The organism is Terrabacter lapilli (genome assembly GCF_039531305.1).
Classification (GTDB): domain Bacteria; phylum Actinomycetota; class Actinomycetes; order Actinomycetales; family Dermatophilaceae; genus Terrabacter; species Terrabacter lapilli.
The window spans coordinates 61,605-82,764 of record NZ_BAAAPU010000009.1 but is presented as its reverse complement, the minus strand read 5'-3'; the positions used below and the strand labels follow the sequence as shown (position 1 = coordinate 82,764).

Below are 21,160 nucleotides of genomic sequence, written 5' to 3'. Positions count from 1 at the left end.
AGCCGAGTTCAGCCCTGCCGGCGAACGTGAACTCTCGGCAGCAGTACGGAGTACTGCCGAGACGTTCACCGTATTCACCTGCCCCCTCCTGTGGCGCTTCCTCCACCACGACGCGAACTGTCCGCCGTACTTCGCCATGGAGGCAGCCGGCCATGACTCACTCGACGTCACCGGCCGATCGCTGTGGAGGCGCCGAGTCCGCAACCGCCGGCCAAACCGGCACTGCGGTGCGGTGGCTCTGCGACAAGCACTGCGAAGGCCAGAAACCGCTTCCACTTCCAGCACACCAGTGCGCTGGGCTACATCACTAAGGAGTCCTCATGACCATCGACCACCACCGCAAGACCGTTCGCGTCGTCCACACCATCGACCCGCACGAGGTGCCGTACATCCGCCCCACGGGCTGGCCCCTCGAGCTCCACGAGGTCCTGGCCCTCGCCAGCGCACTCCGCGACGCGGGATACGACACCGGGACCGTCATCGAGCGGATCGACGCCATCACCATCGCCATCAACAAGGTCACCCACGGCGACACCGCCCGGCACCTCGACGGCGACCTCCTCGACCTGCCTGCCGGCGAGGTCGCTGAGCGGGTCCGCCAAGCCGGCATCGACCGTGCCACCTACCCTGTCCAGGGCGAGGTCCAGCTCGGCTTCGAGGCACGCCTTGCAAAGAACGCGTCAGACGCGCTGCGGACCCTGTCCGACCCCATCGTGGCCCACATGGCGAAGGACTTCGCGCTGGCTCTGAAGGCAGTCCAGCGGGCTGCGCAACAGGGGCTGACCCCGGACACTGACACCACCAGCCTGCTCGAGCACGCCACCCCGGCCGCTATCACGGCATACCGGGCTTTGGCACCAGCCGTCACCACGCTCGACCGCATCGGCCTCCTCCGCATCCAGATGGCCGACATGGCTGGCATCGGCCCGAAGCGCCAGCCTGCGGCGCTCTTCCTGGCGGCCACCGAGGGGTCAACGCACTACGACGGCGCCATGAACCTGTGGCGCGGTACCACCGAAGCCGTCCAGTACGACCCGCTCGACGCCGTGGCCGGCAGCACCCTCAAGCGCATCAACCGGCACCGGCTCGGCGGCCGCTGGCTCGCCCTCGTCGTCGGCGGCTACCAGCTGCGGGTCAACACCGCCGCACAAGCCGACGCGATCCTCGCCGACGCTTCCTTGTAGGCCAACCATTGGGTCACCCGAGACGGTGGCAGATGTCGCCACCGTCTCGGGCTGACCTGCTTAATGCAGAAGCCCTGGACAGGCGCATAGCGGTACGACCCACTGCAAGCAGGCATTCGGTGCGCGTGACTGGCAGGATGTCTGGCATGTCCCTCCCAGAAGCCTTGCTGCAGCGGCTCGATTTCGAGACGGCCGTCAAGGTGGAACTTGCCACGACGAACCGCCTGATGCCAAGAAGGTGGGACCGCTTGGCGCTCGTCGCCCACGCCTCAGAGATCGCCAAATGGTTGAAGGCTCAGTATCGCCGCGACAAGATGGAGCCCCCAGCCTCGATCCTCTTTGTCGACAAGAACCGGAAGGGTACCCGCCCTATAAGTGAGCTTTCCATCCGGGACCGTGTGCTCTATCGTTCCTTGGTTACGCTCATCGCACAATCGCTCCCTGACGAGCTGGTGCGCAGGCCCCCGATTGAGAGCTTTCGCCACGCTCCCCTGGATGTTCCGAACGTGCGCTACATCAGCAAAACCGATGTCGCCGCCTACTACGAGTTCATCGATCACGAGCTGCTCCACGATGAACTATTGGCGCAAACGGGCGAGGCTTTGGCGATCGACGCTCTGATGGACCTTCTAGAGCGAATGATGGGTCGACGAGTCGGTTTGCCTCAAGTCCATAAGGCCAGCGACATTCTCGGGGACACATACATTGACCCGGCCAAGCGCCGGCTTCGCCGGGCGGGGTATGAGGTCTATACGTTCTCAGACGACTTCAGAATCGCATCGGGGTCTCTGGCGGGAGCGCGAAGCGCTCTTGAGGCATGCGCCGCTGAAGTTCGCCTCTTGGGTTTAGTTCTGAACGAGAGCAAGACGTACACATATGCCGTAGACAATTACCAGGCTTCCCTCACCGCGTTCGCAGACGCCGAGGCCAAGTTGTTCGATGAGGAGACCGCGCTTCGCGACCTCAGACTGCTCGTCGAAAGTGACTACAGCGACGATGACGACGATGAGGACGGTGAGGACGAGGACGCTGAGCCTGGGTTCGCGTTGTCTGACACCGAAATCGAAGACATCACGGACTCAGACGCAATCGTCGAGATGAACGGCACCGAGGAGCGGCAAGCCGAAGTTGATCGGGCGCAACTTCGCGCGGCCAGGCGCGCCTGGGAAATATGGATGGACGAAGACGAGTCCGAAGAGACGCAATCGAGTCGGACGGCAGCGGTGACGGAGGCACTTCTATCCCGGTCGCTTCCTATCCTGGGGGCGGGAGGGGACCGGCATCCCCTCGAATACCTGTCCTTGGTTCTTAGATATGAACCGGCGTTGACACCACAGACCGCGAAGTACATCGTGGGGCTCGCCGGAAACGGCAAGTCGGCTCGACGCCTGGTTCGGACTCGTCTAGATGCCCTTTGTCGAGAAGATAACTTCAGCACTTGGCAGAAGATGTGGCTTGCCGACGCGGCGGGAAACGTTGTGCGAGGTGACAGTGACCACGCACACTATGAGTGGCTGGTCGAATGTGTCCGTGTCGGAGCGCCAGCGCTCGCTGCCACTGCGGCTGCCGCACTAGGTAAGCTCGGGCTGTCCGAGACAGACGTGGTCGTGGGCGCTCTCGATCGTGTGGGTCCGTCATGGCGTCCTCTTATGCTGTGGGGCTTGGCCCTCATGGACGAGGACCAAGCTGAGGCCAACCGTGAAGACCGTGTGGACCAATTGCTGATTGAAGCGACGCGGACATGGCGCCAGCCGGGCTGAGCGCACGAGCCGAAGGCGCTACACGCCTTCTGTTCCAGACGCTGGGAATGCACCAGAAGGCAATGGCCAGCCCAGCCGCAAGACTCCGCTCTAGTCGCCGACTAGGGGTCGTGGGCCCAGACCCTGTGCAGGTGCAACGCCAGGCGACGCTGCTGAGACTTGTATCTATCACTGAAGCATTTTGCGCCGAGCGTCTACTCATGCACACCGAGCTCGCCGTCGATCCTGCCGCTGACCCTATTCGAACAATGATCTGGGAAGAAGTAGCGATCGACACCACCCGTACGTGGGAAGCGCAAAAGCAGGCATTTAAGAAGTGGCATCAGATCTCCCCAGACTGGCTCCAGCTTGAGGGGTTGGCCGAGGTTAGGAACGCCGTGGCTCATGGACTCGGCACACTGACTCGGCGGCAGCAGAGGTCTCACTCCTCCACCATGACGAAGATCAACCGAACAGGTATCTCGATCGTCAACGATGAGGTCGTGCTCGAAGAGCAGGACTTGGTCTCGGCAGCCAGGGCTTGCCGAGACCTTATACACGAATTGGATGCTGCAGTGACAGCAAAGACGCCCTGATTGGGCTGGGGCGGAGTAGGGGCCGCTCGAGCACCGCCTCCGAACGTTACGCGGGGCGAGGGTGGGGGGAGTGCCCCCACATGCGGTAACGGACAAGGCGATGGCGGGTAGCACTTCACCATGCGTGCGGCTGCGAGTCCATTTTTTCGAACTAATGTTCTAAGGTCTGAGTGTGCTGGAGGACGTTTCGCGTGACAGCTCTCTCCATCGAACCTTCGGCCCCGGCGCGCTTATCAACCGCACCCGTCTCTTGCGCCGGCACGCGGATCGGCCGCAGGACGTGGGACCCGCACAGCTCGGAGCGATGGACCGGCTCGTGTAGCAGGCCATCGCAGGTGGACGATGAGCAGATTCGCTCCGCTGCCGCGAAGCAGGGGCGCTGCCGTCCTAATGTGGGAAGGACGGCAGCGCCCCCTCGCGCCCGAGCAGCCGGCCCGACCGCGTTCAGCGTCCCTGACTTGTCCATGAAAGGCACGGTGGCGGGCCAAGGCCAGCCGCGTGTGGGAAGTCCGGTACAGGGGACGACTTGCCCACGGTCTACTCCGGGTCTAGCACCCCATTCAAGAACGGGGTGTGTTGGGGGATTATCCCCTCCGACATGCCTTCAGCGATCTTGCGCGCCTCACCCTCTAGGGCGGGAATCTCCTGGAACACGCCGTCAAGCAGTTCGAGCAGCTCGTCCTGGCTTAGTAAACGCGGCAACACTTGCTCTTCCGCATCTTCCTCGCCCTCCCCGTCAACGTCACCTTCTGGCTCGAGCGGATTGGACTCCGCATCCTCATCACCATCTGGCTTGGAACTAGGCTCAGCGGGCCCATGAAAGAACGGGTCGTTGAAGAACTCGTATATGGGCAGATGTTTAACATCGGCACCATCTTCCAGAAGCAGCACCATGATTCCGTCCCGGTAACCGTCGATATATGCGGCGTCCCAGAATCGCTCGCGGTGGACTGCCGTGTGCAATAGGTGCCCGTAGGAGTGATATGAGTCCTGCACACGCTGCGCGTCCGTATATTCGCCCGTTATCCAACGGGCCGCGATGCGATTGAGCGAATCGAGTAAACCATCTTGATAGGCCAGTGAGAACACAATCTCGGGATGGCTGCGCCAATCCATGTCGGCAGTCAGGTCATGAGCCAGTCCGACCACGCCTCGTAAGGCTCGAGCACGGTCAATTACCTCATCAGGGAGCAATGCGCCACCGTTCACCAAGTGCGCTTTCAGTGACCGTACGAAGTGGGTTCCATCCGTCTTGAGGTGGCGCAGGCCTAGGGCCGCAGCCTCATCGGAATCGTACGGGCCAACGAAGTACGACACCGGCCGTAACTTGCCCATCCCTTGCATGAGCGGCTCATAAACATTCCGGAAGTCGGCGTCTCGGAGTGAGTAACCCACGAAGACGACGACCTTGGTCGCCAACAGGTGGCGCAGTGTCCCTCCGACGGCTGACTTTCTCAGGCTCTCCTCCGCTTGTCGGTAGTCCTGAGTCGTCGCGACGACCGTTGAAACATTCCGTAGCGAGCCGTGAATTTTGTACACTTTGCGGTCCGGAAGTTCGTAGAAGGCGTAGTCACCATCGACCACTATTGGTATGGCGCCACAGACGTCCTCGAAGAACCCATCCCAGTTCGTGGTGATGATCTCGCGGATCTGATAAATCGTTGCCAGTTCCCTATGGAAGCGAGCAGCCGCATACTCGACAGCCGGAAACGTCTCCGCATAGCGAATTCGAGTGATGGCTTGCTGCACCAACTGGAGCCGTCCGTATATCTCCTCGTATGCAGACATGACCGCCGGAAACTCTTCAGGCGCCGAGTCATCGGGCAACTGCGACTTGATTTCCTCGTAGAAGGTCGAGGGGAACACTCTGCTGGTCTCGGTGCTGATACCCGCACCGGCGAAGATCACCAAACGACCTTGCTTCGCTGCCTGGACCAGGCTAAGCGGCAGTTCGAAGTCATAGTCCTGGCCACAGAAGACACACTCGCTGTGCCCGTCCGCAGGCCGGAGCTCGTCGTTCGCCTGCGCCTCAATCTCCCCGTTGCTCATGCTAGGCATGCTGTCAGGCCGTGGACAGCAAAGTCCGTTTGGGATGGGGGTGTCTCAAGAAGATGCCACGATGACGCCTGGCCGCCGAGAGGCAGGAGGGGCTCGGAGCGGGCATTGAGGACTCGAGGGACGGCTCGGCATGCAGCCCATCGAATCCTCCCTGCCATCGCTACTGTGACCCGACTATGGTTTCCACGCGGCCACGGGCGCGCTCCTAGCCACCCCGTCGGTCGAGCAGCAGCATGCCAACCATCGCCGCGGAAAGCCGACGCCAGGTGGGCTGGCGCTGCGCCGTCGCGACCGTGGCTCGCCGTGCCACCGCTGCCCGCTCAGCCTCCTCGGCCGCGCGTGCCTCGTCTGCTGCGATGTCGGCCTTGAGTAGCGAAGGCAGCACCTTGTTCAGCCCGAAGCGGTGGCGCGTGGCTAGGAAGCAGGCGCCTGCAATCGCCACGGCCATAACGGCGCAAACACCGACGAAAGCGGGCACAGCGTCGGGCATTGACAAGCATGCAACCGTCACGACGGCGAGGGTGTAGATCGTCAAGACCATCGCCACGATGAAGGATGCTTTCTCGGCCAAGCGAAGAGAGCGGTACGTCTCCATTGCCTCCTCAAGCCCAAGATGGGCTCTGACGTAACGGACCCGAGAGACGGCCCGTTTGCTCCATGGGTGCTGAAACCCCATCCATGCGCTCACCACGCTGACGGGCCCCAGCCCCACCGGAAACCCAGAGGTGAGGGAGTCAAGTGTCGTGAAGGGGCGCAACGCAGGTTGAGTGGAGACGATCGCCCAAGCGGTCGCCACCGCCGAGCAGCTGACAGTCCCAAGCCAGGCCAGCACATCGAGGCGTGTGGCAGCTGGGTAGTGGATCATCGATACCAGGTGCAGCGTGCGTGACTGAACAGCCTCGGCCAGTTCCGTGTGCTCCTTGCTGCCCGGCTGCAGCCGTGCCAAGAGCTCTGTGTCGGCGGCGAGGTCTTGGCGCACGCGACGAGTGGTGATGAAGGCAGGACCGAGCGTGACACCGAAGAATGCGATCACGGCTGGCACCACGTAGGGAATCAAGTCCTTCATCATGTCGACGTCCACTGTCATGCCTCTCCGTGACCATCCGTGTCCTGGCGCATCTTGCCTGATGGCGGCGACAGTCGCGGGTGTCCGCCGACGGCGATGATTCGCGCCTGCGGCCCGACCGCCTCAAATAGCGGGATTGCGGGCTGCTGGACGGCGATAGACGAGCGCACTTCCGAGGATGAGGAACCCCAGAAGCCCCAGGGGAAGAATGAAGATCAGCGTGCTCGATCGAGCCTCAGAGCATGCCAACGCCGCCATGGAGTAGGTCAACTCCTGGTCTGCGTTGTACTTCGCCAAGTCGTCGGTAGACGCGACCGTGGCCGGCATGGGTGGGGGCACTGCGATCGGGGCCGCGGCAACGAAGAAAGAGCCGCAACCGTGTTCGCCACTGCTCATGGGTACAAAGCCAAGGGCAAGGCCGATAAGGAAGAGGACCGAGCCGATGAAGATGAAGACTCTCCGCATGGCCTCGATCGTGCAGTATGCCTCGGTCGCGCGGGTGCGTTTCATCTGATCTCTTCGGCAGGCCCTTGACCGCGCTTGGCCGCCCGTCCGTCTCGGTGTGCAGCGAGATCTTTGAAAATGACATATGAGGAGAGAGCGCAGGGAAGACTGCCGCCCATGCGTTTCCCACCGGCCCACGCCGCCGCCACCATCGTGGCCATCCTTGCCTTGACCGCCTGCTCGTCTGCTACGCCGACCAGCGCCCCGGTGGCGGCAACGGCAGCCTTACCGTCGTCTTCGTCCCCGACACCGACGCCCACGCCTACCGAGCTCGGCGAGGTTCAGAGCCTCGACCAACTCCGTGATGCCGCCGTGGCAGCTGGTTACCCATGCCCCTCTTGGGGGGAGACGAACAGCATCAACAAAGCCTCTGAGTCGGGAATCTGCTCCGACAGTGATGTCTTTTCCACGTACACGTCGGAGGCGAATCGAGACGAGGTCGTAGACACCTTGCAGAGTGGGGGCCTCTCGGAGCTGTCGCTGCTCGTGGGCCCTAACTGGATCATCAACGGAAAGGGCGCGCCAGCGCTGCAGCCCCGGTTGGGCGGGACCGTCGTGAACAGTGATACGCCCAGGGTTTATGCGTCGAGTGACACGCCAGCGCCGCCGGCTGCGACGTTCGAGGGAAAGGCCGCTGACTTCCAGATCGGCATCAAGATTCTCAGGAAGAAGTGCTTCGGCAGCGCTGGCTGCAACGTCACCTACCGCATCGACCCGAAGTATGTGGGCCTAGCGGACATCCCCGATACCGGGACGATCGAGGTCACGTATGCCGTGAAGGGCTTCGAGGACGGCGAGGCGGTGAACACCTTCACTATCGAGGATGGCCAGGCGTCGTTCGACTCCGAAGAGAGAGGGACTGTCCCTTCCTCCGGGACGAAGCTGTCCGCTCGAGCGACCGACGTCTCGTACACGCCCTAGAGAGTGATGGGGCTTGTCAGTCCAAGGTATTGCACAGCACTGCGCTCGTTCGGCACATGCGCGTGTGCGGCTTGTGCACAGCGTTGTGTCGTCCCTAATGCGGGACTACCTCGACTGAGTCCTGACAGTCCTGACGGCCCCTGACCGCGTGTCCGCTGGTCAGGGGCCGTTGGCATGCCCTCCCGCGAACGCGTCGCTGCGCGTGTGAAGCGAGTCACCGAGTCGCCGGCAGACACGGAGCCCTCCCGTTGGGTAGGCATGACCCATGGCGGATCCGACCACGGCACGGTCCTATGGGCAGGCACTACTCGACGTGGTGTCATCCCACGACACGCAGGACAGCTCGCTCCTGGACTTCGCAGGGAAGCGGGTCCACGCGATCGGGGGTGGCCGGGTCTCGCTCCAAGGCCAGGGCCAGGGACTCGAGGTCGACCTCAACGCCGCCCTGGGCGGCTCGCTCACCCTCGTGGGCACCCTGGTGACGATGCTCCGGGAGTGCAGTGGCCGGCAGGACCACGAGATCCTCGATGAGGTTCGGCGACGATTCGACAGGGCCTGCCGGGTCTAGGGCACCACCGCACAAGCGCCGACCAGGGAGTGCTGCGCGCCGCCACGTCGGGCACCATGACACGCCAGGTGGCTGCCTTCCTCGAGACGAGCGCAACAGCGCCGGAGGACCACAGGGCCACGATGAGTCCGGGCATGCGCAGGTCGGGATCCGCTGACACCGGTGCGCTGCGGTGCGAACCTGAAAGATGCATCGATCGCGGACCAGAGCAGCCACGTGGAGGTCACCATGCCAGGTCTCGTGCGCAAGAGCCTCGACTCACCCGAGGAGACCCGCCCCTTCGAGGGCGACTCGGGTCAGCTCGAGCTGGTGAGCACCCAAGAGGGCGTCGTCGGGCGCGCCACCTTCCTGCCCGGATGGAAGTGGTCCGAGCACGTCAAGCCCATCGCCGGCACTGACAGCTGCCAGGCAGCCCACACGGGCTACTTCGTGTCCGGTCGCATGAAGGTCGTCATGGACGATGGCGAGGAGGCGGACTACGGCCCGGGCGACGTCGCGATCATGGCGCCCGGCCACGACGCCTGGGTCGTCGGTGACGAGCCCTGTGTCTTCGTCGACTGGCAGGGTTTCGCCGACTACGCCAAGCGGTGAGCCGACAGGCGGCGCCGGAACGAGTCCCCCGACACCGCGTGCCGTGTGTCGCCGGCGCCCCATCCTGTCGTGCTCGTGTCGTCGCGTCGTGACGCCCCGTCGGCCAGATGCGACGTCCGACGGCGTATGCCGTCAGGGAGCGTCGGGTGACGGGGTCTCGTGACGCTCGGCTCCCGTGGGCTCGAGGCGGTCGGCGAGGTGCGCCTCCAGGCGCCGGTGCGGGCGCGCGACGACGAAGTAGATGCCGCCGACGAGCAGGATGACGAGCACGACCACGAGTGTCACCCAGTCGAAGTTGAACAGCGCTCCCCGGGGGCTTGTCAGACCGGTCGGCACGAGGATGTTGAGGAGCATCAGTGCCAGGTAGACGGCGGCCACGATGCTGACGGGCCAGGCCCAGCGGCCCAGGCGGAAGGTCCCCTCCGGCACCCAACCCCGCGAGCGCGCGATCATCGAGCCGATCACGGTGAGCAGGAACGACAGGTAGATGCCCGAGACCCCGAACGAGACAAGTGCCGTCAGGGCGTTGATGCCGGCCGGGAAGGTGAACCAGAGTATGTTCACGTCCTTCGACGGGTTGACGTTGACGAGAAGGGCGAACAACACCGGGACGATCGCACCGATGAGCAGGGCGTTGGTCGGGGTGTGGAACCGCGGGGAGATCCGCCGGACCCAGGCGCTGGCCGGGACCGCGCCGTCTCGGGCGTAGGAGTAGGCGAGCCGTGCTCCGGCCCCCTGCACCGCGGTGCCGCAGGAGAAGAACGCGAGGATCACCATGACGAGGAAGACGTCCTGCAGCCACTGCGGCAGCTGGGCGAGGATCGCCGGCACGCCGCCGGCGAACGAGGTGGCGTTCGCGTAGCCCTTGGGGTCCGACGGCGTCGCCAGGAGCAGGCCGGCGACGAGCACGAAGGACGCGATGCCGCCGTAGACGAGGGCGGACCGCATGGCGCGTGGCACCTGGCGGCTGGCGTCGACCGTCTCCTCGGCCACGTCACCGGCGGCCTCGAAGCCGTAGAAGATGTAGACGTGGGCGAGTATCGCCACGAGCGCGGCACCGGTCCACCAGTTCCCTCCGAAGTCGACCTGCAGGCTGTTGGTCGAGGCCGTCTCCGCCCCCGCGGTGGAGAAGAGGAACCCGAAGCCGTGGTGGAACCCGGAGATGGCCAGTGCGATCGCGACGCCGAAGGTGCCGATGGTCTCGACGTAGACACCGAGCCGGGCGATCCTGCCCAGCACCTTGGCGCCCACCGTGTTGAGGACCGTCTGCAGCAGGATGAACAGAACCGTCACCAGGAGGATGACGGAGTGGCTGGTCGGGTCGATGGTCGTCCCGAACACCTGGTTGACCAGGTCGGCGACGTACGGCACGACCCCGGTGTCGACGCTGGCGACGGTGACGAGCAGCGCGATGCCGTAGATCCACCCGACCCACCAGCCGTAGCCGGCGCCCACCGAGTACTTGCCGTACTGGTAGAGCGCACCGGCCACCGGGTAGTGGCTGCCGAGCTCCCCGAAGACGAGCGCGACGAGCAACATCCCGGCCACGACGATCGGCATGAGCCAGAGGTAGCGCGGGCCACCGGCCCCCACGCCGAGGACGAAGAGGGAGTAGACCCCCACCATCGGTGAGAGGTAGGAGAAGGCCACGCTGAAGTTGTCGAAGAGCGACAGGACGCGGGAGAGCTCCTGGCGGTAGCCGAGATCGGCGAGGCGGTCGTGGTCACCTGCACCTGAGGGGGCGGTGGGTGGAGCAGCGCCGGCCATGTCGTCCTCCTGGGGTCCGCTCTGCGGTCCGCGGGTGGGCCGCTCGGTGGACAACAGGATCCACCCGGAGCCACCTCGCGCGCCTCGCTTTCGCCTGAACGTTCAACCAGCGCTCGGTGGACCACCGCGCGAGGGCAACCGCTCGGTCAGCGACGACCGGAGCGGCCCCGGCGGCTCATCCGGCCGCGGGAGCCAGAGCCGTCCGGCATCCCGAGCCGGCCGGGAAGCGAACGCCAGAACGAGACACCGGCCTGCGGCCACAGGAAGGAGCGCACGCGTACCTGCCAGGCCCGGGTCCGGCCGACCTGCCGGCGGATCGCGCGGATGTCGTCGTGCAGGCGTACGGCCTCCTCGGGCGTGGTGCGGTCGGGCCGGTCGTAGCGGGACTTCTCGAGGGTGGCGGTGACCCTGCTCATGGCGCTGGCGTTCTCCGTGTCCAGGTGCCCGTCGGTGACGTAGCGCTGGCGCAGCTGGCGCAGGGTGACACCGGCGGGGGCGGCGATCCCGAGGTCGCCGAGGTGGGAGGTGAGCTCGTCCCACTCGGCCTCGATGAGGTCCTGCTGCGTCACGGCCGCCCGGCGACGCCGCACTCGCAGCAGCCAGGCGGTGATCGGCATCGCGAAGGCTGCCAGCAGGCCGAGCACGACGGCCAGGAACACCACCAGGTTGCGCAGCGTGAACAGCTGCCCCACGGACTCGAGGAACGACGAGGGTGGCGGCTTCACCGGTGCCACCGTCACGCGAGTCGGCGTCGACGGCGCTGAAGTGGCGCCCCCGCTGGTCGCCTTGTCGGTGACCTCACGACCGCCTCGCGAGGCGCCGGTGTCGCCGCCGAGGACGGCATACGGCGGCGGGGTGCCCGTCCGGACGCCGGGCGTCGGCTCGAAGCGCAGCCAGCCGAAGCCCTGGAAGTACAGCTCGGGCCAGGCGTGGGCGTCGCTCGCGCGGACGACGTACTGCTCGCCCGAGAGCTGGCCGGGCAGGAAGCCGATGGCCATCCGGGCCGGGATTCCCTGCGCCCGGGCCAGCATGATCATCGCGGTCGCGAACTGCACGCAGTACCCGCGGCGGGTCTGGTAGAAGTTCTGGATCGGGTCGAGCAGCCTGCCGTCGCTGTCGCGCAGCGGCTCGCCCAGGTCGAGCGTGTAGGTGTAGGTGCTCGTGTCGCGCAGGTGGTTCTGGATCGCGATCGCCTTGTCGAGCGGGTTGTCCTTCCCGCGCGTCACCTCGTCGGACCACCGCTGGATCAGCTCCCTGGTCCGGTCCGGGACCGCGAGGTCGTCACCCGTGATGGCGGGGGAGTCCGGCGTGCCGGACGCGCGCAGCTGCGGCGGCGTGGGGGCGAGGTCGGCGTAGGTGATGCGGTAGCTGCTGACCGCCCGCCCGACGCGGACGTCGCGCGTCACCGGGTCGATGGACCACGGGGTGCCTTCCATCGCGACGGCGACGACGGGGTAGGGGGCGGCGATCCGCGGGGCCGCCAGGGTGTTGTTGCTGACGGTGATGACGTAGTCGCGCCGCTGGCTGGGTGGGGGGAGCGGGGCGGGGCTGTCGGGACGCTCGGCGGCCGAGCCGACGGCGCTCCACTGGCCCCGGGAGTAGTAGGACGTCGCGAGCACCCGCAGCGGAGGGCGGCTGAAGCCGGTGGTGGTGTAGGTCAGGACGGGGGTCTGGTCCTGGTCGTTGAGGCTCCGCGAGAGGTCAAGGGTGTCGTTGAACCCGACCGAGCCCTCGCCTCCGCCGCTGCTCGCGCGACCGAGGCCCTCCGTCAGGTAGTGCGGGGGGAAGTGCGGCACCAGGGCGGGCACCAGCACCGCGACGACGACGCCCACTGCGCCGAGCCTGACCGCTCCCGCCGTGAACGAGTTCAGGGCCTGGCGGTCGTGCTCCGCCTCCTCGATCTCCCCGCCGGCGGCGGCGTGGGTGGTGCCCCACCGCCCGAACTGCGCTCGGGCCGTGGTGTGCAGCATGACGAGCCAGAGGGCCACCGGCACGACGAAGTAGCGCAGGGCGAGGGCGGAGTCCCCGTTGGCGGCGGTGATGAGGTATGCCGTCAGCAGCGGCAGTCCGGCAGCCGCGGGGCTGCGCCAGGTGGCCGCCGCGGCGTCGACGGCGATGGCCACGAGCGCCACCGCGACCACGAGGCAGAACGTGACGCCGTCGTTGAGCGGGGCCGGAGCGGAGTACCGCTGGACCGTCTCGAGGGCCTGGAGGCCGAGCGTGTTGGCGGCCTCGGCGGTGGCGGGGGTCGGCAGGAGGAAGGTGAAGGTGTCGCCGGTCCACACGGCGAGGACGACGTAGCCGGTCACGAGCACCTGGCCGAGCACGACGAGCACGCGCGAGCGGGTCAGGCCCCGCCCGATGAGGCCGAGGCCCGCGACGAGGGCGACGACCGGCCCGGCGGCGGTGAGCCAGGTCGTCTCGGTGAAGAGGCTGGTGATGGGGTAGACGGCGCTCAGCGTCGCGAGCGCGGCGAGCAGGGTGATCCTCCAGCGGCGGCGGCTCATCGGCTGCTCCCCACGGTCGCGGCCGTCAGCAGGGCCCACGCGCCGGCGATGTCGTCGTCGCTCGTGACCGGGACGGCGCGCCAGCCGGCGAGCCTCAGCGCGTCGACGTGCGGCTCGGCCTCCTCGGCGTGGCTGGCCCCGAAGGTGCGCGCGTCCAGGACGAGCCCGAGACCGGTGGTGCCCGGTTGGCGCAGGCTCGCCAGGCGCGAGGTGACGTCCCGACCCGAGGGGCCGGCGATGGCCACGATGACACCGCCCGCGGAGGCGAGGGCCTGCCCGGCGCGCAGGATCTCGTCCTCGCCCGAGTCGTCACGCATCGCGGCCACGGCGAGCACGTCGAGCATCTCGTCGGTGGTCATGGTCTCGGCGGCGCGCGCGCTCTCGACCGTCTCGGCGCAGACGAGGTGGACGGCATACCCGTACTCGTAGAGGTGGGCGCCGACGGAAGCTGCCGCGGTCACAGCCCACTCGAAGGAGCTGCCTGCTCCCACGCCGCCGTGCGCGGCGGGCCTCGGGTCGAGCAGCACGATGGCCCGTCGCTGCGCGGGGCGGTCCTCCTGGCGCACCATCAGGTCGCCGGTGCGGGCCGTGGCGGGCCAGTGGATGCGGCGCAGGTCGTCGCCGTCGCGGTACTCGCGGATCGTGACGTCGTCCTCGCCGTGCAGGGCGATCAGGTGCGCCTGCTCACCCTCGGAGCCGACCCCCGAGCTGCGCTGCCGGCTCGAGGGCAGGGGGTGCACGGCTGGCAGCACGACCAGGTCGGCGCTGCCCTCGAGCAGGGCGTTGCGGTTGGCCAGGCCGAAGGGGTCCTGCACCTGCACACCGAGGGGTCCGAGGCGGTAGCGGCCGCGCAGGTGTGAGCGCACGACGTAGTCGATGGCGCGTACCCGACCCGGCGGGATGCGGCCCACCACGAAACGGGGCCGGTCCCCGAGGACGTAGTCGAGGCGCTCCTCGGCGAGGAAGATCGGCGTGGTCGTGCCCGACACGTTCTCGAAGGAGAGGGTGACGTGTGCGTCCTGGCCGACGCTGATGCGCTCGGGGTGGGTGTGGCGCTCGATGTGCATGCGGGTCTTGCGCGTGCGCACGACCACCGCGGAGATGACGGGCAGGGCGATGAGCAGCACCCCGAAGCGGGTCAGGTCCCGGAACCCGAAGATGATGCCGGCCAGCGCGAGGGTGCAGCCCGAGCCGAGGAAGGCCCGGCCCCTCGTCGTCAGGACGCTGCGCAGGCGGCCCATGCGCGCCGGCCTCTTCTCGTCACGCTTCTCATCGTCCTGCTCATCGTGCCGAGGGCGGCACGGGCACCTGGCGCAGCAGGTCGCTCACCACCTCGGCGGTGGTCCGGCGGGCGAGCTGCGTCTCGCTCGAGGGCATGAGCCGGTGCGCCAGGACCGGGCCGGCGAGCATCTGCACGTCGTCGGGGATCACGTGGTCGCGTCCCTCGAGCGCGGCGTACGCCCGGGAGGCGCGCAGCAGGTGCAGGGCCGCGCGCGGCGAGGCCCCGAGCCGCAGGGCCGGCGTCGACCGGGTCCGGCTCACCAGGTCGACGATGTACTGGCGGACCGCGGGGCTGGCGTGGACCTGGGTGACGGAGTGCACGACCTTGTTGATCGTCTCCGCGTCCGTCACGGGGGACAGGTCGTCGAGCGGGGACCGCGCACCGTGGGTCTCGAGCAGGTCGAGCTCGGCGCTCGGGGAGGGGTAGCCCATCGAGATGCGGGCCATGAAGCGGTCGCGCTGGGCCTCGGGGAGGGGGTAGGTGCCCTCCATCTCGATGGGGTTCTGCGTCGCCATGACGATGAAGGGCGTCTGGAGCTGGTAGGTCGTGCCGTCGACCGTGACCTGCTGCTCCTCCATCGACTCGAGCAGTGCCGACTGGGTCTTCGGCGAGGCGCGGTTGATCTCGTCGCCGACCACGACGTTGGCGAAGATCGCCCCCGGCCGGAACTCGAACCGCCGCGCGTCCTGGTTGAAGATGCTGACGCCGGTGACGTCGCTGGGCAGCAGGTCCGGCGTGAACTGGATGCGCCGCACGGTGGCGTCGATGCTCCGCGCGAGGGTCTTGGCCAGCATCGTCTTGCCGACGCCCGGCACGTCCTCGACCAGCAGGTGGCCTCCGGCGAACAGGACCGTGACGGTCGTCCGCACGACGTCCGGCTTGCCCTCGATCACGCGCATCATCGCGGTCATGAGCAGGTCGGCGACCTCGTGCACGAGCCCGAGGTCGGTCCCGTCCACGGCCTGGCCGGCCTGACCCGCCTGGGCTGGGGCCCAGCCGGACGCCCCCGACGGGCTCGCCCCGGGGGCGGAGCCGGTCGTGGCCGTGCCGGCGGACGCCTCACGCCCGATGTCCATCCTCGTCACGCTGTCCTCCGCTGCTTGTCCCCATGTCGTGGCGCAGCCTGCTTCTCGCGGGGTGCGCGACCCGTGGGGAGATCTTCCCCCATGCAGCCGCCAATCCGGTAGCGATCCATGGGCACGGCCGGGCGCGGGGCCCGACGGCTCGAGCCGTCAGGTGGCATCCGGTTCTTCCTCCACTTTCCACCACCGTCGACGTCCTCACGTCCTGTTCGGTTCGGCCACCACCCGGCGGCGAGCACGAACGAGCACCCGAGGACGTATGCCGTCTGCCCCCGTCGGGTTGGCCGCGGCGCCCTTCCGGGGCCCGGGGGAGGGAGCTGCAGCTTGGGGCCCTCCACTTCGCTCCACCCCTACTGACCTGCGCAGATGCGCGACGCGCCGGGGCAATTCTGGCCAAACGTCGTTGACGGTGGAGCAAAGTGGAGTACGGTGGGGCAACAAGGTAGGAGATGGGGCGCCTGCGGGTCGATCAAGGGGAGGTGGTGGACCATGTTTCTCGGGACGCACACACCCCGGCTCGACGAGAAGGGCCGCCTCTTCCTCCCCGCCAAGTACCGCGAGCGCATGTCCGCCGGGCTCGTGGTCACCCGCGGCCAGGAGCGCAGCCTGTTCATCTACCCGATGGACGAGTTCGTGAAGGTCGCCGAGCAGATGCGCCAGGCGCCCACCACGAGCAAGGCCGCGCGCGACTACATGCGCGTGTTCCTCTCGGGCGCCTCCGACGAGATCCCCGACAAGCAGGGCCGCTTCACCATCCCGGCCAACCTGCGCCAGTACGCGGGCCTCGATCGCGAGGTCACGGTCATCGGCGCCGGCTCCCGCCTCGAGGTCTGGGACAGCGCGGTGTGGAACGCCTACCTGGAGCAGACCGAGCAGAGCTTCGCCGACACGGCGGAGGAGGTGATCCCCGGACTCTTCTGAGTCCTCGGACCACGCACCGTCCACCTACGACCGCTCCACCCACCGACCTGCACCGATCGACCACACCGGATGCCCGCCCACCCGACACCACCTGGGTGCCGGCCTCCAGCCGCTCCACTCCCGGGACGACTTCCCCCGTCCCGGGCGAGGCAGCGGATGGGGACCAGCCCGCAGGAGGCCGACGGGACCGGCCCAGCGGCTCCCAGCACCGCAGCAGCACACGACCCGCCACTTTCCAGAACCCAGCGTGAGGGACGCACCATGAGCGACCGAGGACCCGCACAGGGACGACACGTCCCGGTGATGCGTGACCGGATCCTCGAGCTGCTGACCCCGGCGCTGGACAAGCCCGGAGCCGTCCACGTCGATGCCACGCTCGGCATGGGCGGTCACGCCGAGGGCGTCCTCGAGCGCTTCCCCGAGTGCGTCGTGGTCGGCATCGACCGCGACCGGGAGGCCCTGGCCCTCTCGGCGGAGCGCCTCGCCCGGTTCGGCGACCGGTTCCGGCCGGTGCACGCCGTGTACGACGAGATCAAGGCGGTCGTCGCCGACCTCGACCTCCCGGCCGTGGACGGCATCCTCTTCGACCTCGGCGTCAGCTCGCTGCAGCTCGACGAGGCCGACCGTGGCTTCGCCTACCGCGTGGACGCGCCCCTCGACATGCGGATGGACCAGTCGACGGGCCGGACCGCCGCCGACGTGCTCAACACCTACTCGGTCGAGGACCTGACCCGCATCCTGCGCGACTACGGCGAGGAGCGCTTCGCCCGCAAGATCGCCAGGGCGATTGTGCACGACCGCGAGATCGAGCCCTACACCTCGTCGGCGCGACTCGTCGAGATGCTGCGGCGCGTCATCCCGGCCGCCTCGCAGCGCCAGAGCGGCCACCCCGCCAAGCGGACCTTCCAGGCCCTGCGGATCGAGGTCAACGACGAGCTCGAGGTCTGGCGCCGCGCCATCGACGAGGCCATCGACGTGCTCGCCGTCGGCGGCCGCATCGCGGTGCTGTCCTACCACTCGCTCGAGGACCGGGCGACCAAGCAGGCCTTCGCCGCCGGAGCGACCTCGAGCACGCCGCCCGGCCTCCCGGTCGAGCTGCCGGAGCACGCGGCCTACCTCTCCCTCGTGACCCGCGGCGCCGAGGCGCCCGGCGACGACGAGGTCACCACGAACCCGCGGGCCGCCTCGGCCCGCCTCCGCGTCGCCGAGCGCGTGCGCGCCACCTCCACGCCCTCAGCCAGCAGGACCAGGAAGGGACACACCCGATGAGCCAGATGACTGCCGCGGCCAGGCCGCTGCGCACCCCGCGACGCGGCCCCGCCCCGACGCCCCTGCGGGTGATCCCCAGCAGCATCTCGCGCACCGGCAACGGGGTGTTCGTCGGGATCTGCATCGCGCTGCTCGCGTCCGGGCTCATCGCGCTGCTGCTGCTGAACACCGCCCTGGCCCAGGGCTCGCTGGCCCTCGGTGACCTCCAGCGAGAGTCGGTGCACCTGAGCGACACGACCGGCAACCTGCAGGAGGAGATCGCCCGCGCCTCGGCCACCGGTGCCCTCGCGGCCAGTGCGGCCAGGATCGGCATGGTCCGCATGAACACCCGTGGCTACATCGACCTCTCCAAGGGCACCGTCACCGGCCAGCCCGAACCCGCCACCAGCCAGAACGCGTTCCCCGTCGTGACCAGCCCGACCCCGCCGTCCTTCTCGAGCACGGTCCAGAAGGTCCTGTCCTCCGGCGCCGCGAGCGCGTCGTCCCCCGGATCGGGGACGGGCGCGTCGTCGACGGCCGCCACGCCGACGACGCCGGGTGCCGGGCCGCAGGACCACGCAGCGTCCACACTGGGCGGGACGCCCGGGGCGTCGACCGGCCAGCCCGCCAGCGGGGCCGCGTCGAGCCAGGACGGGCAGGCCCAGCAGACGACGGCGAGGTGACCCGGTGACGCAGGACCGAGGGACCGATCCCCAGCGGACCGGTCGCGGCGCTGCACCCGCCCGACAGCCCAGAGCCACCCGCCAAGGTGCCCCCGCCCGCACGGGCGCAGGGCCGAGCGCCAGGGCGCAGGGCGGGCCCGGCGCGGGAGCCCGCGGCAACACCACCGGCGCCGCCGCCACCAGGGCGGGCTCCACGAGGGTCGACTCCACGAGGGTCGACTCCGCGAAGGCCGGCTCCGCGAAGGCCGGCTCCGCCAAGGCCGGCTCCGCCAGGGGCGGCCCTGCCAAGGGCGGCCCCGCCAAGGACGGCCGCGCGGCCCGTGCCGGCCGTCCGGCGTCCGGATCCTCGGCCGCCCGCGTCGGCGTGGGACCCCGCCCCACGCGTACCCCCTCCTCCCGCACGCAGGGCCGGCCCTCCCCGGAGCGCGGCAGGCCCGCGAGCCCGTCGACCCGCGGTGGAAGCCCGAGCACCAGGCCACGCGCCACCGGCGCCACGAGGGCGCAGGGACCCCGGGGACCCCGGGGACCTCGAGGACCTCGGCGGCCCCTGCGGATCTCCCGGGCCAACCCGCGTCGTCGGGCCCGCGTGATGTTCGTGGCGATCCTGTTCGTGTTCACCATCTTCGCCGGCCAGCTGCTGCGCATCCAGGCCTTCGACGCGTCGGCGACGCAGGCGGCCGCCCTCTCCAAGCGCACGGTCAAGACCACGACCCCGGCGATGCGCGGGCAGATCCTCGACACCAACGGGCAGGTGCTCGCCGACTCCGTCGAGCGCTTCACCATCGCCGCCGACCCCACGGTCGTCCCGGCCTACACCGTCCCCGTCGACGGCGTGCGCGAGCAGGTGGGCGTCACGCGCGCGGCCTCGGATCTCGCGCCGCTGCTCGACATGACTCCGGCCCAGCTCACCAAGCTGCTGACGCGCGCCAACACCCGATACGTGGTGATCAAGAAGGACGTCAACCCCGCCATCTACCGCGAGATCCGGGCACTCGGCATCCCGGGCATCAGCGGTGAGCGCATCGCCCAGCGGGTCTATCCCACGTCGATGGCGCTCGGACAGCTCGTCGGCTACGTCCTGCCCGCGGACCAGTCGGGCGCGGGCGGGATCGAGCAGATGTACAACTCCCTGCTCCAGGGCACCCCCGGCGTCAGCATCTCCGAGCGCGCCCGCGACGGCTACGTCATCCCCGGCTCCCAGCGCGAGGACACCCCGGCCGTCAACGGTCGTGACGTCAAGCTGACCATCGACGCCGACCTGCAGTGGTACGCCGAGAACGCGCTCGCCAAGCAGGTGACCGCGGTGGGGGCGGAGTCCGGCACCGCGGTCGTGCTCGAGGTCGCCACCGGCAAGGTCCGGGCGGCCGCGAGCTACCCGACCTTCGACCCCAACGACCTCGCCAACGCCAAGGCGTCACAGCTGCGCAACTACGCGTTCGACGACGCCTTCGAGCCCGGGTCCACCGGCAAGCTCATGACGATGTCCGCCGCGCTCGAGCAGAAGGTCATCACGCCCGACACCGGCGTGATCGTGCCTCCGCGCCTGCCGCGCGCGGACTCGAACTTCAAGGACAACGAGCCCCACGGCGTCGAGAACATGACGGCCACCGGTGTGCTCGCGAAGTCGTCCAACATGGGCACCATCATGATCGGGGAGCGAGTCTCGCCCGCCGTCATGGAGGCGTACTACCGCAAGTTCGGCATCGGCTCGAAGACCCCCGTCGGCTTCCCGGGGGAGTCTGCCGGCTTCCTCGCCGGCGCCAAGGACTGGGTCGCCAGCCGCCGCTACACGATCCTCTTCGGCCAGGGCTACTCCGTGACGGCCATCCAGCAGGCGGGCGTCTTCCAGACCATCGCCAACAAGGGCGTCCGTGTGCCGCCCTCCCTCGTCGAGGGCACCGTTGACCAGAACGGCACCCTCATCCCGGCCGCGCCGACCACGCCCGTGCGTGTCGTGTCCCAGGACACCGCCGTGAAGCTGTCCCGCATGATGGAGGAGGTGACCGGCAAGGACGGCACGGCCAGCGCCGCCCGCATCAAGGGCTACCGGGTCGCCGGCAAGACCGGCACGGCCGACCGCTACGACGAGAAGCTGAAGCGCTACAACGGCTTCACGGCCTCGTTCATCGGCTTCGCGCCGGCCGAGGCCCCGAAGTACGTCGTCGCGGTCTTCATCCAGAAGCCGAGCGCGGGCATGTTCGGCGGCGCCCTCGCCGGACCGGTGTTCAACCAGGTCATGTCCTACCTGCTCGAGCGCACGGGTGCGCCGCCGAGCCCGAAGTCCAGCCTCAACTACCACGTGTGGGCCGACAAGCCCCTCTCGCCCGACGACCCGGAGGTCATCAGCAATGCGCGGGCCAAACGGGATGGCCTGTAAGTTGGCATGACGTGTCACCTTCCCCTCTACGACCCGCCACGTCGGGTGTACGCCTTCACGACCTGA

At 68.2% G+C, this 21,160-nt stretch carries 17 protein-coding genes; 10 read left to right on the top strand and 7 right to left on the bottom strand.

What is annotated here, in order from left to right:
- The first annotated feature begins 320 nt into the window (after positions 1-320).
- From ABD241_RS15300 to ABD241_RS15290, 3 genes are all read left to right on the top strand, one after another.
- Entirely contained in the window at positions 321-1,184 is an 864-nt protein-coding gene (locus tag ABD241_RS15300; RefSeq protein WP_344064416.1) for a hypothetical protein, read from the top strand.
- Between the two features lie 146 nt (positions 1,185-1,330).
- A complete protein-coding gene (locus tag ABD241_RS15295) occupies positions 1,331-2,944 on the top strand; it encodes a reverse transcriptase domain-containing protein (RefSeq protein ID WP_344064413.1) in 1,614 nt (537 codons plus the stop codon).
- Between the two features lie 200 nt (positions 2,945-3,144).
- Complete coding sequence (locus ABD241_RS15290; RefSeq protein ID WP_344064410.1) at positions 3,145-3,519, top strand: hypothetical protein; 375 nt, start codon at positions 3,145-3,147, stop codon at positions 3,517-3,519.
- Positions 3,520-4,056: 537 nt separating this feature from the next.
- On the opposite strand, the gene ABD241_RS15285 is transcribed toward ABD241_RS15290, so the two are convergent.
- The 3 genes from ABD241_RS15285 to ABD241_RS15275 form a co-directional block, all read right to left on the bottom strand.
- The gene (locus ABD241_RS15285; RefSeq protein WP_344064408.1) at positions 4,057-5,568 is read right to left on the bottom strand and encodes an SIR2 family protein; all 1,512 of its coding nucleotides are present in this window, start codon (positions 5,566-5,568) and stop codon (positions 4,057-4,059) included.
- A gap of 214 nt (positions 5,569-5,782) precedes the next feature.
- On the bottom strand, positions 5,783-6,664 hold the full coding sequence (locus ABD241_RS15280; protein WP_344064405.1) for a hypothetical protein: 882 nt from the start codon (positions 6,662-6,664) through the stop codon (positions 5,783-5,785).
- A gap of 102 nt (positions 6,665-6,766) precedes the next feature.
- Entirely contained in the window at positions 6,767-7,153 is a 387-nt protein-coding gene (locus ABD241_RS15275; protein ID WP_344064402.1) for a hypothetical protein, read from the bottom strand.
- Positions 7,154-7,264: 111 nt separating this feature from the next.
- Between ABD241_RS15275 and ABD241_RS15270 the strand changes: the two genes are divergently transcribed.
- From ABD241_RS15270 to ABD241_RS15260, 3 genes are all read left to right on the top strand, one after another.
- A complete protein-coding gene (locus ABD241_RS15270; RefSeq protein WP_344064399.1) occupies positions 7,265-8,068 on the top strand; it encodes a hypothetical protein in 804 nt (267 codons plus the stop codon).
- A gap of 265 nt (positions 8,069-8,333) precedes the next feature.
- Positions 8,334-8,636, top strand: coding sequence for a hypothetical protein (locus tag ABD241_RS15265; protein WP_344064396.1), 303 nt, complete (start codon positions 8,334-8,336; stop codon positions 8,634-8,636).
- A 228-nt stretch (positions 8,637-8,864) separates the two neighbouring features.
- Complete coding sequence (locus ABD241_RS15260; protein ID WP_344064393.1) at positions 8,865-9,227, top strand: cupin domain-containing protein; 363 nt, start codon at positions 8,865-8,867, stop codon at positions 9,225-9,227.
- 132 nt (positions 9,228-9,359) lie between these two features.
- Here ABD241_RS15260 and ABD241_RS15255 read toward each other — a convergent pair whose 3' ends face one another.
- The 4 genes from ABD241_RS15255 to ABD241_RS15240 form a co-directional block, all read right to left on the bottom strand.
- A complete protein-coding gene (locus ABD241_RS15255) occupies positions 9,360-10,994 on the bottom strand; it encodes an APC family permease (protein WP_344064390.1) in 1,635 nt (544 codons plus the stop codon).
- 146 nt (positions 10,995-11,140) lie between these two features.
- Complete coding sequence (locus ABD241_RS15250) at positions 11,141-13,501, bottom strand: transglutaminase TgpA family protein (RefSeq protein ID WP_344064387.1); 2,361 nt, start codon at positions 13,499-13,501, stop codon at positions 11,141-11,143.
- Positions 13,498-14,742, bottom strand: a complete 1,245-nt coding sequence (locus ABD241_RS15245; RefSeq protein WP_344064384.1) for a DUF58 domain-containing protein — start codon at positions 14,740-14,742, stop codon at positions 13,498-13,500. The genes ABD241_RS15250 and ABD241_RS15245 overlap by 4 nt, the downstream gene beginning before the upstream one ends.
- Before the next feature lie 40 nt (positions 14,743-14,782).
- On the bottom strand, positions 14,783-15,859 hold the full coding sequence (locus tag ABD241_RS15240; protein WP_344064381.1) for an AAA family ATPase: 1,077 nt from the start codon (positions 15,857-15,859) through the stop codon (positions 14,783-14,785).
- A 495-nt stretch (positions 15,860-16,354) separates the two neighbouring features.
- Between ABD241_RS15240 and mraZ the strand changes: the two genes are divergently transcribed.
- From mraZ to ABD241_RS15220, 4 genes are all read left to right on the top strand, one after another.
- Positions 16,355-16,786, top strand: a complete 432-nt coding sequence (mraZ, locus tag ABD241_RS15235; RefSeq protein ID WP_142186369.1) for a division/cell wall cluster transcriptional repressor MraZ — start codon at positions 16,355-16,357, stop codon at positions 16,784-16,786.
- Between the two features lie 261 nt (positions 16,787-17,047).
- Positions 17,048-18,055, top strand: coding sequence for a 16S rRNA (cytosine(1402)-N(4))-methyltransferase RsmH (gene rsmH / locus ABD241_RS15230; RefSeq protein WP_344064376.1), 1,008 nt, complete (start codon positions 17,048-17,050; stop codon positions 18,053-18,055).
- Positions 18,052-18,717: a cell division protein FtsL gene (ftsL, locus tag ABD241_RS15225; RefSeq protein WP_344064373.1), complete on the top strand. Its 666-nt coding sequence runs from the start codon at positions 18,052-18,054 to the stop codon at positions 18,715-18,717. The genes rsmH and ftsL overlap by 4 nt, the downstream gene beginning before the upstream one ends.
- A 589-nt stretch (positions 18,718-19,306) precedes the next feature.
- On the top strand, positions 19,307-21,094 hold the full coding sequence (locus ABD241_RS15220; RefSeq protein ID WP_425580793.1) for a peptidoglycan D,D-transpeptidase FtsI family protein: 1,788 nt from the start codon (positions 19,307-19,309) through the stop codon (positions 21,092-21,094).
- The last annotated feature ends 66 nt before the right edge of the window (positions 21,095-21,160 follow it).